At 71.1% G+C, this 14,824-nt stretch carries 12 protein-coding genes; 6 read left to right on the forward strand and 6 right to left on the reverse strand.

Annotated elements, in window-relative coordinates; translation table 11 throughout:
* Positions 1 to 19 precede the first annotated feature (19 nt).
* Together N8K70_RS03460 and N8K70_RS03465 are read right to left on the reverse strand one after the other, a co-directional pair.
* Entirely contained in the window at positions 20 to 874 is an 855-nt protein-coding gene (locus N8K70_RS03460) for an ABC transporter substrate-binding protein (protein ID WP_317140220.1), read from the reverse strand.
* Between the two features lie 45 nt (positions 875 to 919).
* Entirely contained in the window at positions 920 to 1,186 is a 267-nt protein-coding gene (locus tag N8K70_RS03465; RefSeq protein WP_317140221.1) for a hypothetical protein, read from the reverse strand.
* Positions 1,187 to 1,249: 63 nt separating this feature from the next.
* Here N8K70_RS03465 and N8K70_RS03470 point away from each other — a divergent pair, with 63 nt between their 5' ends.
* The 3 genes from N8K70_RS03470 (at position 1,250) to N8K70_RS03480 (ending at position 3,696) form a co-directional block, all read left to right on the forward strand.
* On the forward strand, positions 1,250 to 1,420 hold the full coding sequence (locus tag N8K70_RS03470) for a hypothetical protein (RefSeq protein WP_317140222.1): 171 nt from the start codon (positions 1,250 to 1,252) through the stop codon (positions 1,418 to 1,420).
* Positions 1,421 to 1,549: 129 nt separating this feature from the next.
* Positions 1,550 to 2,542 (forward strand): pyridoxal-phosphate dependent enzyme, encoded by a 993-nt coding sequence (locus N8K70_RS03475; protein WP_317140223.1) that lies wholly within the window; start codon positions 1,550 to 1,552, stop codon positions 2,540 to 2,542.
* Positions 2,539 to 3,696, forward strand: a complete 1,158-nt coding sequence (locus tag N8K70_RS03480; RefSeq protein WP_317140224.1) for a cystathionine gamma-synthase — start codon at positions 2,539 to 2,541, stop codon at positions 3,694 to 3,696. Before N8K70_RS03475 ends, N8K70_RS03480 begins: the two co-directional genes overlap by 4 nt.
* Before the next feature lie 8 nt (positions 3,697 to 3,704).
* Here N8K70_RS03480 and N8K70_RS03485 read toward each other — a convergent pair whose 3' ends face one another.
* Positions 3,705 to 4,229: a MarR family winged helix-turn-helix transcriptional regulator gene (locus tag N8K70_RS03485; RefSeq protein WP_317140225.1), complete on the reverse strand. Its 525-nt coding sequence runs from the start codon at positions 4,227 to 4,229 to the stop codon at positions 3,705 to 3,707.
* A 78-nt stretch (positions 4,230 to 4,307) separates the two neighbouring features.
* Positions 4,308 to 7,256, reverse strand: coding sequence for a glycosyl hydrolase (locus N8K70_RS03490; RefSeq protein ID WP_317140226.1), 2,949 nt, complete (start codon positions 7,254 to 7,256; stop codon positions 4,308 to 4,310).
* Positions 7,257 to 7,433: 177 nt separating this feature from the next.
* On the opposite strand from N8K70_RS03490, the gene N8K70_RS03495 reads away from it, so the two are divergent.
* Complete coding sequence (locus tag N8K70_RS03495; protein WP_317140227.1) at positions 7,434 to 8,780, forward strand: MFS transporter; 1,347 nt, start codon at positions 7,434 to 7,436, stop codon at positions 8,778 to 8,780.
* Positions 8,781 to 8,817: 37 nt separating this feature from the next.
* On the opposite strand, the gene N8K70_RS03500 is transcribed toward N8K70_RS03495, so the two are convergent.
* Entirely contained in the window at positions 8,818 to 10,275 is a 1,458-nt protein-coding gene (locus tag N8K70_RS03500; protein WP_317140228.1) for an XRE family transcriptional regulator, read from the reverse strand.
* A 111-nt stretch (positions 10,276 to 10,386) separates the two neighbouring features.
* On the opposite strand from N8K70_RS03500, the gene N8K70_RS03505 reads away from it, so the two are divergent.
* Both N8K70_RS03505 and N8K70_RS03510 read left to right on the forward strand, forming a co-directional pair.
* On the forward strand, positions 10,387 to 12,258 hold the full coding sequence (locus tag N8K70_RS03505) for a phosphoenolpyruvate carboxykinase (GTP) (RefSeq protein ID WP_317140229.1): 1,872 nt from the start codon (positions 10,387 to 10,389) through the stop codon (positions 12,256 to 12,258).
* 144 nt (positions 12,259 to 12,402) lie between these two features.
* The gene (locus N8K70_RS03510; RefSeq protein ID WP_317140230.1) at positions 12,403 to 12,903 is read left to right on the forward strand and encodes a DUF2087 domain-containing protein; all 501 of its coding nucleotides are present in this window, start codon (positions 12,403 to 12,405) and stop codon (positions 12,901 to 12,903) included.
* Positions 12,904 to 12,915: 12 nt separating this feature from the next.
* On the opposite strand, the gene N8K70_RS03515 is transcribed toward N8K70_RS03510, so the two are convergent.
* Complete coding sequence (locus N8K70_RS03515; protein WP_317140231.1) at positions 12,916 to 14,820, reverse strand: ABC transporter ATP-binding protein; 1,905 nt, start codon at positions 14,818 to 14,820, stop codon at positions 12,916 to 12,918.
* Positions 14,821 to 14,824: the final 4 nt, after the last annotated feature.

A 14,824-nucleotide genomic window follows, 5' to 3' on the forward strand; every position in this document is an offset into this window, starting at 1 on the left:
CCGCCCGAGCGCTCCGCGGTCACTCGAGGAGCGGCGCCTCGTCCTCGCCGCCGAGCCACTCCGCCGCCAGCGCGTCGAGCGTGCCGTCCTCGCGCAGCGCGTCGACGGCGGCGGTGACGTCGTCCGTCAGCGGCGAGTCCTTGGCCAGCACGAGGCCGAAATCGTCGCCCTCGGCGCCGTCGATCTCGGGGAGCTGCCCGACGAGCACGCCGTCGGTGAGCTCGGCGCCCGAGATGTAGAACGCGGTCGGCAGATCGACGACGATCGCGTCGACCTGGCCGTTCTCGAGCGCGAGCTTGGCGTCGTCGTTCGAGTTGAACGCCTGGGCGCCCTGGGAGGGATCGATCACCCGCTCGATGGCGTCGAAGCTCGTCGTCCCCGTCTGGGCGCCGATGAGGAGGTCCTCCAGATCGGCGATCGAGGTCGCGTCGGCCGCGGGGGAATCGCCCGTGGTCACGACGACCTGCGAGGTCGTGTAATAGGGCGAGCTGAAGTCGACGTTCTCCGCGCGCTCGGGCGTGATGGAGAACTGCTGCAGATTGATGTCGAACGACTTCGGTCCCGGCGCGATGGCCTCGTCGAAGGTCGTCCGGACCCACTCGACGTCGTCGACGCCGAAGCCGAGCTCGTCGGCGACGGCGTACGCGACGGCCGCCTCGAAGCCCTCGCCCGACGAGGGGTCGTCGTCGATCGCCCAGGGGTAGTAGGCGGGCTCTCCGGTTCCGATCGTGAGCGTGCCCTCGTTGACGTAGCCGCCGGACGAGGCCTCGTCGGCGGTCGTGTCGTCGGCGGTCGTGTCGGCCGCGCATCCGGCGAGGGCGAGGGCGGCGACGGCGGCCGCCGTCGAGGCGACGCGGGCGAGCGAACGGTTCACGAGACCTCCCGGGGTGCGGCCCGCGCCGGGCAGGCGGGCTCCGGATCATTCTCGCGCGGAGACGCGGCCCGTGCGAGGCGCGGGTCGGTTTGTTGCGTCAAGGCCCCCGCGACGGGCCGTGGGCGGGTCGTTCCAGCCGATCTCATCGCCGATGTCCCGGATGGCCGCGAGCTGTCGGGTGCTGTAGGCGACGCCGAGCTGGTTCGGGATCGCGATGAGCACGGTGTCGGCCGCGGCGAGGGCGACGTCGGCGCGGAGCTGCGCGACGAGCTCAGCACGCTGACCGCCGGCTCGTTCTCCCGCCTGTCCCACACGGTCGCGAGGCTTCAGGAACGCGAGCTCGTCACCCGCGAGCGACGAGGTGCGAATCGATACGTGTCGCCCACCCGCACGGGCCGCACGGCCTTCCTCGCCGCGGCCTCCGGACACATGGAGCAGATCCGCCGCGCCGTCCTCGATCACGTCGACCCCGAGAAGATCGGGGAGCTCGGGGACATCCTGCGCCCGATCGCCGAGGGACTCCGCGCCGGGCTGTCCCGGGGGTGAGGGCCGCCACCGTGTGCTACCGTGGCCGCGTGCAGATCTGTCGTTGTCGTCACTGAGCGCTTCCCGCGCCGCCTTCGACGACCCCTGCCAGATCCCGCGTCCTCTCGCGGCCTCCCTTGAGGAAACCTCGTGCGCTACGCCCAGAGCGTGTCCGACCTCGTCGGCAACACCCCCCTCGTCCGTCTCGCCCGCGTCACCGACGGCATCCGCGCCACGGTCCTCGCGAAGGTCGAGTACTTCAACCCCGGCGGGTCCTCGAAGGACCGCATCGCCGCCAACATCATCGACGCCGCCGAGCGGTCCGGGGACCTGAGGCCGGGCGGCACGATCGTCGAGCCGACGAGCGGCAACACGGGTGTCGGCCTCGCGCTCGTCGCGCTCCAGCGCGGCTATCGCTGCGTCTTCGTCGTGCCCGACAAGTTCGCGGGCCCGAAGGCCGACGTGCTGCGTGCATACGGCGCCGAGGTCGTCGTGACCGACACGAACGTCCCGCCCGACGATCCGCGGTCGTACTACAGCGTGTCCGACCGTCTCGCGAGCGAGATCCCCGGCGCCTTCAAGCCGAACCAGTTCGCCAACCAGAACGGGCCGCGAGCGCACTTCGAGACGACCGGGCCGGAGATCTGGCGCGACACCGACGGGCGCGTGACGCACTTCGTCGCCGGGATCGGCACGGGCGGCACGATCAGCGGCGCCGGCCGCTTCCTCAAGGAGACGTCGGGCGGCGAGGTCGTCGTGGTCGGCGCCGATCCGGAGGGGTCCATCTACTCCGGCGGCGACCTCCACGGCTACGACGTCGAGGGCGTCGGCGAGGACTTCCTCCCCGACACCTTCGACTCCTCCGTCGTGGACGCGTACGAGCGGATCTCCGACACGGAGTCCTTCGCGATGACGCGCCGGCTCGCCCGCGAGGAAGGACTGCTCGTCGGCGGCTCGAGCGGGATGGCCGTCGTCGCCGCCCTCCGCGTCGCCCGCGACCTCCCGGAGGACGCCGTCCTCGTCGTCCTCCTGCCCGATCACGGGCGCGGATACCTCGCGAAGGTGTTCGACGACGAGTGGATGACCGCGCGCGGCTACGACACGACCGACACGACCCCTTCGACTCCGAGGAGCCACGCATGACCGACGACCGACCGACATCCTTCGCCACCCGCGCGATCCACGCGGGCCAGGCGCCCGACGCGGAGACCGGTGCGGTCATCCCGCCCGTCCACTTCTCGTCCACCTATGCGCAGGACGGCATCGGCGGCCTGCGCGCGGGCTATGAGTACAGCCGGAGCGGGAACCCGACGCGCACGGCGCTCGAGACCCAGCTCGCCGCGCTGGAGGACGGCGTGCGGGCGCTGTCGTTCGCATCGGGACTGGCCGCGGAGGACGCCCTGCTGCGAGCGAGCCTCCGCCCCGGCGACGAGGTGCTCCTCGGCAACGACGTCTACGGCGGCACCTACCGCCTCATCGCACGCGTCCTCGGCCCGTGGGGCGTGAAGCTGCGCGTCGTCGACTTCTCGGACGCGGATGCGGTCGCGGTCGCCATCGCCGAGCGCGCGCCCCGGATCGTCTGGATCGAGACCCCCACCAACCCGCTCCTGCGCATCGTCGACATCGCGCGGGTGTCGCGGCTCGCGCACGACGCCGGGGCGCTCGTCGTCGTGGACAACACGTTCGCCTCGCCGGCCCTGCAGCAGCCGCTGCGGCTCGGCGCGGACGTCGTCGTGCACTCCACGACGAAGTACCTCGGCGGTCACTCCGACGTCGTGGGCGGCGCGCTGGTCTTCGCCGACGCCGATCTGGCCGAGCAGCCGGCCTTCCTGCAGAACGCCGCGGGCGCCGTGTCGGGGCCGCTCGACGCGTGGCTGACGACGCGGGGGATCAAGACGCTCGCTGTACGGATGGAGCGCCACAGCGCCAACGGGCAGGCGGTCGCGGAGTTCCTCGCACCGCATGCCGCGGTCGCCCGCGTCTACTACCCGGGCCTCGCATCCCATCCCGGTCACGACATCGCTGCGCAGCAGATGTCGGGCTTCGGCGGGATCGTGTCGCTCGCGCTCGCGGACGGAGCCGCCGCACGCCGCTTCTCGGAGTCGACGAGGCTGTTCACGCTCGCGGAGTCGCTCGGCGGCGTGGAGTCGCTGCTGAACTACCCCGACGCCATGACGCACGCCTCGGTGCGCGGCACCGAGCTCGCCGTCCCCGAAGAGGTCGTGCGCCTGTCCGTCGGCATCGAGGGCGTCGACGACCTGCTGCAGGACCTCGACGACGCTCTCGCCGGGCTCTGACGTCCGGCCTAGATGTCGTGCCCGATCGCGGGCGACCGGGAGGCCATCTCGGCCATGGCCTCCCGGGCAAACCGTGAGAAGTACCTCCGGAGCGTTTCGATCTCCTGGTCGTCCCACCCGGCGACCGTGGCGCGGTACTGCTCCTCCGCGGCGTCCATGATCCTCTCGCCGATGGCTCGACCGGCGGGGGTGAGGGCGACGAGGACGCTGCGCTCGTCGGACCGGGAGGGAACGCGCACGACGAGGCCGACGTCCTCCGACCGTTGGACGATCTTGCTGACGTTGGCCTTGCCCGTGCCGAGCGTCGACGCCAGGTCAGTCGGCCTCAGGGCGCCGCGGTAGGCCAGCTGATTGACGACGACGAACATCGCGACGTCGTCGACCGGGAAGTCGACCTTCCGCATGACCTGCAGCCGGACCTCGCGGCTGTCGGCCCAGTGGATGATGGCGGCGACGGAGATGCGCAGATCGAGCGGGTCCTGCTCGACGACGGGCGAGATGTCGATCTCTGTGGAATCTGGGTGAGCGGTCATGGATCCTCCCCGTCCACTATCGCAGCCCGGACGAGCGGCCGACGGGCGCGGCCGCGAAGGGCCGCGCCCCCTCTCGCCCTACGCCTGCGCTCGCAGGACGCGCACGGGACCCACCAGCCCGTGCTCGCGGACGCGCGTCACATGTTGGTCCTGCCTGCCGACGAAGCTCAGCACGACATCGGGGATCGAATCGTAGTAGCCGCGCGCGAGGAGGCGGTTGTTGAGCGAGCTCGCGACCCGTACGACGAGCTCGTTCTCGCCTTCGCGGGCGAGGCCGGCGATGTCGACGACCGGGTGGGACGTGTCGAACCCACGGGGCTCGGAGCCGTTGAGCGAGATCGCGCCCAGCCCTCCGCTCGTCGATCCCAGGTCGAGCACGAGGCGTCCTCGGGCGACGGCGTCCGCGTCGAGGCGGAACGTCGTGCGGTACTCGCCGACCCCCGAGACGTCGGGGCCGACGCCGGCGAGCCGCGTCCACGGGCGGAGCGTCGTCTCCGCGGCGGGAAGCCGCGTGATCGCGGTCGTCGGGCGCACTTCGCGCGTCTCGTAGCCGAGACCGCGATCCTCGACGATGAGCTCCGGCTCTCCGGCGTCCCAGCTCTCGACGACGATGTCCCACTGCTCCAGGGTGAGCAGGGGGACGAGCTCGTCCGGCGCCGACTCCCGCGCGGCGGCGGAGCGGTCGAGCGTGACCAGCGCGGTCTCGCCGGGTGCGAGGGTCAGCGACACGACCGTCCGGTCGCCGTCGATCCGCACGCCCCGATGGCGTGCGACCGTTCCGGTGGTCGGGTCGATCCGGTGCGCGTCGCCGTGTCCCGGGAGCGCGATCTCGACGGTCGTCTCCGAGCCCGTCTCGTAGAGGAAGTGATACGCGTAGAGGTGGAGGAGGTCGCCGTCTTCCCGCAGATACGTGAGGACGGACGGCTCGTCGGCGGTGAACTCGGCGCGGCCGACGACACCGAGGGCCCGCAGCGCGGGCAGGGTCTCCGCCGGATCGTGGACCTCCGCGACCGTCGGCAGCTCGCGAAGCGCGTCGACGATCGACGCCAGCTCGTCGTCGCGTCCGTCCAGGCCCGGCGTGCGCGATGCGGCCGCGCGATGCGTCGTGTGCCGCCCGGTGAGCAGATGCCGGAGCTCGCGCGCGCCGTTCACGATGACCACGCGCAGCCCGCGCCGCGCCCAGTCGAGCAGCAACGCGGCGGCGTCGGCGTCGAGCGCCTCCTGATACACGATCAGAGCCTGGTAGCCGGGGCCGCCGGGCTGGACGACTCCGTCGGCGAGGACGACGTCTTCGTGGAGCAGAAGCGAGGGGTCGAGGAACTCATAGCTCCAGCCGGCGTCCTGCATGCCGAGGTCCTGCCACCAGTGGTTCTCTCGATCTCGCATCCACAGGCGGCCGTATGCGTCCTCATCGGGTATCCGGCGGCCCTCGGCGTCCACGAGCGTCATGCCGGACATGTTGTCGACGAAATGGTCCGTGCGGAGGATGCCGACATCGATGCGAGGCCGGCCTTGCCGCAGAAGATACTGGAAGCGGCCGATCGTGCGATTCCAGAGCGGGTAGAACTCGCTCGCCGGCTGTCGCGTGTCGAAGCGTTCGGAGAACATCGGCCACATGCCCTCGTGCCCCGGCCACTGCGTCGCGCCCTCGGCGCCGGCGACGCTCGCCCATCCGTGGAGGACGGTCTTCGTGACGCCCGCTGCGAGCTGTGTCGCGATGATCTGGTCGTAGAAGCGGTGGTCGAGCATGTGGTTTCGGGTGGTCGCTCCCGTCTCGGACGAGTACTGCTTGCCGAACAGATGCGCGGGGCCGCCGAGCAGCCGGTAGGCGTCGATCTGAGAGCCGAACTCGAGCGACTCCGTCTCGATCCCGTCGACCTCGGGCCCGGGGCGTGTGAGCTCGAACGGCAGGCCGTAGCTGATCTCCGCGCGCAGGGCGACGCCGTTCTCGTGAAGGAACCCGGCGAAGGGCCGCAGCATGTTCTCGATGTAGAGGTCGGTGAGCGTGCGGACGTAATCGTGGCGCACCTTCTCCACCGTCGCGCGCTCGGCCTCGCCCGCGTCATAGCGGTACGTCGTGCTCGCCGCCATCATCATCACCTCGCGCACGAGGAACGGCAGCCATGGCACGATGTCGTACCCGCGGCGAGAGCGGAACTCCTCGCGGACGGAAGCGCCCCAGAACATCCCGCCGTCGCCCCAGGTCGAGAGCTCGAGCGAGTCCATGTACATCTGCGCGCGGGGATTCCTCGCGATCCTCTCTCGCAGCCGGGACGTGAGGACGGTGGAATCCCAGTAGTCGATGACGGCGTCCACCCCGGCGCGCTCGAGATAGTTGACCGTGTAGTTGACGCTCGCCGACGGCGAGGCCGTCTGGCCCGTGCCGTGGGACCAGAAGACGAACAGCCGCCATGTGCGATCGTCCTCCGGCTCCCACGTCAGCGCCAGGTCCTGGACGGACGCGGTCAGGTCGACGACGGCGGATGCGTCGAGGGAGCCGCCGCCGTCCGTCGCGGCGACGAGCGGCACCGCGATCACGGCGACGAGGGTCTGCTTCGTGGGGGCGACGCGCTCGCCGGGCACGACGAGCGCGGTTCGCTCGGCGGCGAGGTCGATGCGCGGGAGAGCGCCGTCACGGCCCGCTCCTCTGCGCACGTCCTCGAACACGAAGTCCAGCTCCTGCGAGGCGGCGGGATGATCCGGGTCGATGGTCGGCAGGTTGGCATTGGACCAGTTCGTCCCCGAGGTGAAGCTCACGGACATCTGCCGTGCGGTGGTCTCCTCGACGACGATCTCGGAATCGTGGACCCACTCTTCGGATCCCCATCCGTAGCGTGCATGGTCGATCGCCTCCTCGTCCATGGCGAGGAACTCCATCCCGCCGAATCCGAGCCGGTGGGCGGCATCGATCTCGCGGCGGAGCGTCTGATCCGTGTGCAGGCCCTCCGCGAGCCACCAGCGCAGCTCCGGACGGAACTCGATCGGCGGTTCCTGCAGGTGCGGCAGGTGGTCGTGCAAGCGGGACATGGGTTCTCCTTCGAACGCGGGATGCCGCGGCCGGCGCCAGCGGGCGGGTCGCGGTGTCGTGTCCGATCGATACTAACTAGTTTCCTGAAGACAATAAATGTGTCATGCTCTTTCACGCGGCCTCCCGTTCGCGAGGTCGTCCCGGCTGCCGAGCGCAGCAGTTCAAAGGAGAACTCAATGACCACACGACGTGCGCCCCATCCGTGGGCGGTGGGAGTGATCGCCGGCATGGCGTCATATGTCGATTCCGCGGCGATCGTGGGAAGCGGTACCGCCCTCGTGCTCTACCAGCACTCGATCGGCCTTGAGGAGCGGGAGATCGGAGCGATCTCGGCCGCGCTGACCTTCTCGATCGCTCTCGGCGCGCTGCTGGGGGGTCGCCTCGGCGATCGCCTCGGCCGGCGTTCGGTGTTCCTCGCGACGATGGTGACGATCATCGTCGGCGCGGCCCTCCTCGTGTTCGGCGGCGGCTTCGCGCCCCTCCTGATCGGATCGATCCTCGTCGGCGTCGGCACGGGTGCCGATCTGCCGGTCTCCATCGCGACGGTCTCGGAAGCGGCGACCGATGCGAACCGCGGCAAGCTCATCGGCTTCACCCAGATCATGTGGTACGCGGGCATCATCGCGACGACGGCGATTCAGATCGTCGTCGGCGGCCTGGGGTATCTCGGCGGGCAGGCGCTCTTCGCACATGTCGGCATCGTCGCCGTCATCGTCTTCGCGCTGCGTCTCACGATCCCGGAGTCGGCCGCGTGGACGGAGGCGAGCGCCGAGCGCAGGGTCGGCGCCCACACCGTCCGCGCTCAGCGTTCGGGTCTGCGCGACATCCTGACGCAGCGGATCTACCTCGTTCCGTTCCTCGCTCTCCTCGGCTTCTACGCCCTCACGAATCTCGGGGCGAACACGGGCGGGCAGTTCGGGACCTACGTCGCGGTCAACGTCGCCGGCATCGGCGTCTCCGCGTACTCGGTCATCGCGCTCGTCGCGCTGCCCGTGGCGACGCTGTTCGCGCTGTGGTTCATGCGCGTCGCCGACGGACCCCGCAGAATGACGTACTTCGTCGTCGGGGCGGTCTTCATGGTCCTCGGGTTCGGCGTGCCCGCAGTCTTCGGGTTCAGCCTGATCACGATCATCGCGGGTCAGGCGCTCGGCGCGTTCGGCATGGCCTTCGCCTTCGAGGGGATCATGAAGGTGTGGACGCAGGAGTCGTTCCCCACGCTGTTGCGGGCCTCCGCGCAAGGCGCCATCATCGCCGTCGCGCGGGTCGCGGCCGCCCTCCTGGCGCTGTTCACGCCCTCGCTGCTCGGCACGCCGCGGCTCATGTACGGCCTCATCGCGCTCGTCGTCGCGGTGGGATGCGTCATCGGATGGGCCGGCTTCCGCGGGAAGCGCATCAACACGTTCGACGTCGAGCAGAAGGACATCGCCGAGGCCCGCAGCGAGCTGCGTGCGTCCGGTGTGCTGACGGACCCGCCGGGCGACACCCCGGCGCAGGGCACATCGATCGGCGGCCGGCGGCCGTAGGCGCTCGGCTCGCTGAGCCCCGGACCGTCCCCGGGGCTCAGCTCGTGCTGTGGCGGTCGAGGAACTCGTAGACCTCGAGGTCGTCCACGCCGGGGAAGGCGCCGCGGGGGAGCGGCGAGAAGATGTGCGTGTGCACGCGGGCGCTCGGCCACGCCTTCCCCCGCCACGGCGACTGCGCGACGGTCGGCGGGCGGCGGCAGCACGACTCGTCGGGGCAGGTCGACGTCGCACGCACTTGCGTCTCCCGGCCGCGCCACCACTTCGCGTCGTCGAACGGCACGCCCACCGTGATGGAGAACTCGCCCGTGCTGCGCGAGCCCGTCTGCGTCGAGCACCAGAACGTCCCGGTGGGGGTGTCCGTGTACTGGTAGTGCTCGGTCGTGCGGTTCTGCTGATCGAACGCGCTGCGCGCCGAGAACCGCCGGCAGACAATCTGCCCCTCGATCGCGCCCGTGACGTCCTCCGGCAGGGGGAGGTCGTCGTTCTCGTACACGCGCTCGACCTGGCCCTCGCCCCCGACGCGCAGGAAGTGGAGGCGCATCCCGAGGTGCGTCGTCAGGAGGTTCGTCATCCTCATGCCGGCCGCCTCGTGCGTCACGCCGAAGGCGTCACGGAAGTCCTCGACCGCGAGGTTCCGCTCCTGCCGCGCCTGTTCGAGGAAGGCGACGGCGGCGGTCTCGGGCATGAGGCAGCAGGCCGCGTAGTAGTTGATCTCGAGGCGCTGCTGCAGGAAGTCCGCGTAGTCGGTGGGGCGCTCATGGCCGAGGAGCCGGTGCGCCATCGCCTGCAGCGCCATGGACCTCAGCCCGTGCCCGCCGGGGATGGAGGCCGGCGGCAGGTAGATGCGGCCGTTCTCCAGGTCGGTGATCGATCGCGTCGACGACGGCAGGTCGGCCGCGTAGATGAGCTCGAAGCCCAGCTGCTCGGCCATGATGCTCACGGTGCGGTGCGTCAGCGCGCCCGATGCGTGCCCGGCCGCCCGCAGCTGTTTCTCCGCGAGCGCCTCGATCTCGGGCAGGTAGTTGTCGGCGACGCGCTGCCGGAGCCTCAGCTCGGTGTTGGCCCTGCGGGCCTCCTCGGGCGTGGCGATCGCCTCCTGCTCGCGTCGCTCCAGCTCGCGATGGAGCCCGATGATCGACTCGAGCGTCTCGTCCGGAAGACCCTTCGAGACCTTGACCGGCGGGACGCCGAGCTGACGGAAGACCTGGCTCGACTGGGCGCGCTCGAGCTCGATCTCGAGCGCCGCGCGCCGGTTCGGGGGCTCCCCGGAGATGAGATCCGTGACGCTCGTCGAGACGGCGTCGGCGATCGCCTGGAGCAGCGACAGCTTCGGCTCCCGCTTGCCGTTCTCGATGAGGCTGAGCTGACTGCCGGCGACGCCGACGATCGCGCCCAGGTCGTCGAGCGTCAGGCCGTTGCGGATGCGGTGGTGACGGATGCGGTGGCCGAGGGTCTTCAGCTCGATTCCGGTCTTCTGGTCGCTGGTCGGAGCCATTCCTTGATGATAGCTAAAGATCAAGGATTCTTTCTCACACATCCGGCTGAAATCTCTTCGACATCCGCGAGAACCTGGCAAAGCCGCCTCCCCACATCCCAAGGAGCTCTGATGGTCATCGCCGAACCGCTCGCCCCGCGCACGACCGCCCCCCTCGCGACCGACGCCCTCGCGGGATTCGGCGCGCAGCCCGCCTACGACGGGCCCGGCGCCGCCGAGCTCCTCGCCTGGGTCGAGGAGATCGCCGAGCTCACCGAGCCGGACCGGATCCACTGGGTCTCGGGGACGCCGGACGAGCACGACGCGCTCATCGCCCGCATGGTCGCCGACGGCACCCTCATCGCGCTCGACCCGCAGAAGCGCCCGAACTCCTACCTCGCCCGCTCCCACCCCGGGGACGTCGCCCGGCTCGAGTCGCGCACCTTCATCTGCTCCGAGGACGAGGAGGACGCCGGTCCCACGAACAACTGGGCCGCGCCCGACGAGATGCGCCGGACCATCCAGCCGCTCTTCCGGGGTTCCATGCGCGGACGGACGATGTTCGTCGTGCCCTTCTCCATGGGCAAGGTGGGCGGCCCCATCTCGCAGCTGGGCGTGCAGGTCACCGACAGCCCCTACGCCGTCGCGTCGATCGGGCTCATGACGCGCGTGGGCGAGGACGTCACGCGCCTCATCGCGGAGGGCACGCCGTGGGTGCGCACGGTGCACTCCGTCGGGGCGCCCCTCGCCCCCGGGGACGCCGACGTCGCCTGGCCGTGCAATGACGAGAAGTACATCGTGCACTTCCCCGACTCGCTCGAGGTGTGGTCGTACGGATCGGGCTACGGCGGCAACGCGATCCTCGCGAAGAAGTGCTACGCCCTGCGCATCGCCTCGGTCCTCGGACGCGACCAGGGGTGGCTGGCCGAGCACATGCTGCTCATCCGCGTGATCGACCCCGAGGGACGGGCGTACCAGGTGGCCGCGGCGTTCCCGTCCGCATGCGGGAAGACGAATCTCGCGATGCTGCGCCCGACCATCCCCGGCTGGCGGGTCGAGACGCTCGGCGACGACATCACCTGGATCCGGCCCGGCGACGACGGGCGGTTCCACGCCATCAACCCCGAGGCGGGCTTCTTCGGCGTCGCGCCCGGCACGGGGGAGTCGACGAACGTCACCGCGGTCGAGACGCTGTGGGGCAACGTGCTCTTCACGAACGTGGCACTGACCGACGACGGCGACGTGTGGTGGGAGGGGCTGACCGACGAGGCGCCCGAGCACCTCGTCGACTGGCAGGGGCAGGACTGGACGCCGGACGCCGACCGGCCCGCCGCGCATCCCAACTCGCGCTTCACGGTGAGCGCCGCGCAGGCTCCGTCCATCGCGGACGACTGGGAGGAGGCCGTCCCGCTCGACGCCATCCTCTTCGGCGGTCGGCGCGCGACGAACGTGCCGCTCGTCGTGGAGGCGTTCGACTGGGAGCACGGCGTCTTCCTCGGCTCCACGATCTCGTCCGAGCGCACCGCGGCCGCCGAGGGCGTCGTCGGAGAGCTGCGCCGCGACCCGTTCGCCATGATGCCCTTCTGCGGCTACAACATGGCCGACTACTTCGGGCACTGGCTCGAGATGGGCGGCAAGGCCGAGCGCCTGCCGCGCGTCTTCCAGGTCAACTGGTTCCGGAAGGGAGCCGACGGCCGCTTCCTCTGGCCCGGCTTCGGCGAGAACTCGCGCGTCATCGACTGGATCATCCGGCGGCTGCAGGGCGAGGCCGAAGCGGTCGACTCTCCGATCGGGCGCCTGCCCGTCGTGGACGACCTGAACCTCTCGGGGCTCGACGTGCCCGAGGAGGACCTCGCCGAGCTGTTCGACATCGACCCCGACTCGTGGCTCGCCGAGGCGCAGCTGACGGAGGAGTTCTACGACACGTTCGGAGAGCGGGTGCCCGGCGCGCTCCGCGCGCAGCTGGACGCCCTGCGCGACCGTGTGAAGACCGCGAAGGCCTGATCCCGCACATCGGACCTCTCGCCGCGTCGCCCCGGACCGCACGCCGGGGCCTTCGCACCCCAGCGGCCCGCCCCTCCTTCCGATCGGGGGCGGGCCGCTTCGCTGTTGCTAGCCTGGAAGGCTGCCAGGACGAGGGGGATGCGGATGACACGACCAGAGGGATGGCGCCCCGTCGCGGCGGCGCTCGCCAACGACGACGCCCGACGGGTGTGGGCGGGGCTGGTCATGGGACGGACGATCGAGGAGGCCGCCGCGTCGCTCTCCCCGTCGCGCCGCGCCCGCGTGGTCGGTCAGCTCGTGGCAGCCGGACTCGTGCGGGAGGGCGACGACCACGCCGCAGACGGGGACGTGTTCCGCCGGCTGCTGGCGAAGGCGGCGCCTCCGCCGCGTCCCACGGGCGCCGAGCGCTTCCTCACCTCCTCCGGCCGCGTCGACCGGTACCCGTCCGCTCTCGCCGAACGTGAGGAGCTGCTCCGACTCGTCGCCGCCCGGGCGATGTCTCCCGGCGAGACCGTCGCGGAGCCCGCGCCCAACGAGCGGCTGCGCGTGCTGGCCGACGACGTCGCGCTGCTGCGCCGGCACCTCGTCGACCACGGGATCCTCGAGCGTGCGCGCGACGGCTCGTCGTACCGGCTCACGGACTGAGCCGGGCCGCCCTCACACGAGAAGCTGGTGCTTCGCGAGGTCGCGGTAGAGCGGCACGTCCTGCACCAGCTCGGAATGCGTTCCCTGTCCGACCACGCGGCCGTGGTCCAGGACGACGATCCGGTCGCTGTCGACGACCGTCGACAGCCGGTGCGCGATGACGATGAGCGTGCGGCCCGATGCGACGGCGTCGATCGCCTCGCGCATGCGCTGCTCGTTCACGCCGTCGAGCGACGACGTCGACTCGTCCAGCAGCAGGATCGGCGGCGCGGCCAGCAGGGCGCGCGCGATCGCCAGACGCTGACGCTCGCCGCCCGACAGCATGACGCCGTCCTCTCCCACCGCTGTGTCGATGCCGAGCGGGCTGCGATCCACGACCTCGCCGAGGTTCACGGCTCGCAGGGCACGGTCGCACTCCGCGTCGCTCGCGTCGGGGGAGGCGAGGCGCAGGTTGTCGGCGAGCGAGCCGGCGAGGGTCGGGGCGTCCTGCTCGACGTAGCCGAAGTTCTTCCGCAGGGCCGTGCGCGGCAGGTCGCGGATGTCGTCGCCGTCGAGGAGGATGGCGCCGCTCGTCGGGTCGTAGAAGCGCTCGATGAGCGACAGCACCGTCGACTTGCCCGCACCGGACGGGCCCACGAGCGCGACGCGCGCGCCGCGCGGGACGTCGAACGAGATCCCCCGCAGAACCTCCCGGCCGGGCGCATCCGCCGGCTCGGCGTCCCCGGTCTCGAGCCGGGCGCGCTCGATCGCGCGCTGCGCCTCCCTCGCCGCCTCCTCGCGCGCGGCGACCGCCGCCGCGGGATAGGCGAAGCGGACCTCGCGGAACGCGATGGCGGCCGCCTCGCCCTCGCGGGACGGGGCGTCCGCCACCGCGGCCGCCCCCTCCCGCGCGCGGTCGCCGGCGTCCTCGGTCGGCAGGTCGAGCACCTCCTGGATGCGGCCCAGGGCGCCCAGCGCCTGGCCGACGCTCGCGATCGCGCCGAAGGCGGAAGCCAGCGGCATGATGAGCAGGAAGAGGAACATCACGAACGTCACGAGCTCTGCGACCGAGAGCGCACCCGATGCGACGCGCATGCCTCCGACGCCGAGCACGACGAGCAGCGACACCTGCATGGCGATCCCCGCGACCGGGACGACGAGCGCCGAGGCCTTCGCGACGCGGATGCCCGCATGGTACGCGGCCGTCGCCATCCCGCTCACCGCCTCCTGCTCGCGATCGGTCGCTCCCGCCGCGCGAACCGTGCGGATGGAGCCGATCGCACGCTCGACGCCGCTCGAGAGCTCCCCGACCCTCTCCTGCTGCTGGGCGGAGGCGACGCGGATGCGGCCGGAGAGCAGCCCGACGCCGGCGGCCGAGACGCCGATCACCCCCACGATCGTGAGCAGCAGGACGGGATCGATGAAGACCATCGCGATGAGGGCGCCGACGAACAGCAGGACGTTGCCCACGCTGTCGGCCAGTCCCTGTGTGAGGACGGCGTAGAGCAGCGTCGTGTCCGTCCCCACGCGCGAGACGAGGTCGCCCGTGCGGCGCGCGTCGAACTCGCTCACCGGCAGGTGCAGGATGCGGGAGATGAGCTTGCGGCGGCTCGAGTAGACGACGGCCGTTCCCGTCTTCTGCAGCAGATAGTGCTGATACGCGCCGACCACGCTCGAGACGAGCACGAGCAGCACGAGCGCCCCCAGCAGCCATCCCAGCGCCGTTCCCGTCTGGACGCGGTCGATGACCTGTCCGATGAGGAGCGGCTGCACGAGCGTCGCGACCGCCTCGACGACGCTGAGGACCGCGACGGCGACGAGGACGCCCTTGTGCTCGAAGAGGAAGGGCAGCAGCTGGCGGAAGGTCGCGCGCGGGCCCTCGTCGGGCCGAGGGCGGGAGAACGGCGAGCGACGTGCTCGCGATGCGGTCTGGCTCACGGGA

The organism is Microbacterium sp. AB (assembly GCF_032878875.1).
Lineage (GTDB): Bacteria > Actinomycetota > Actinomycetes > Actinomycetales > Microbacteriaceae > Microbacterium > Microbacterium betulae.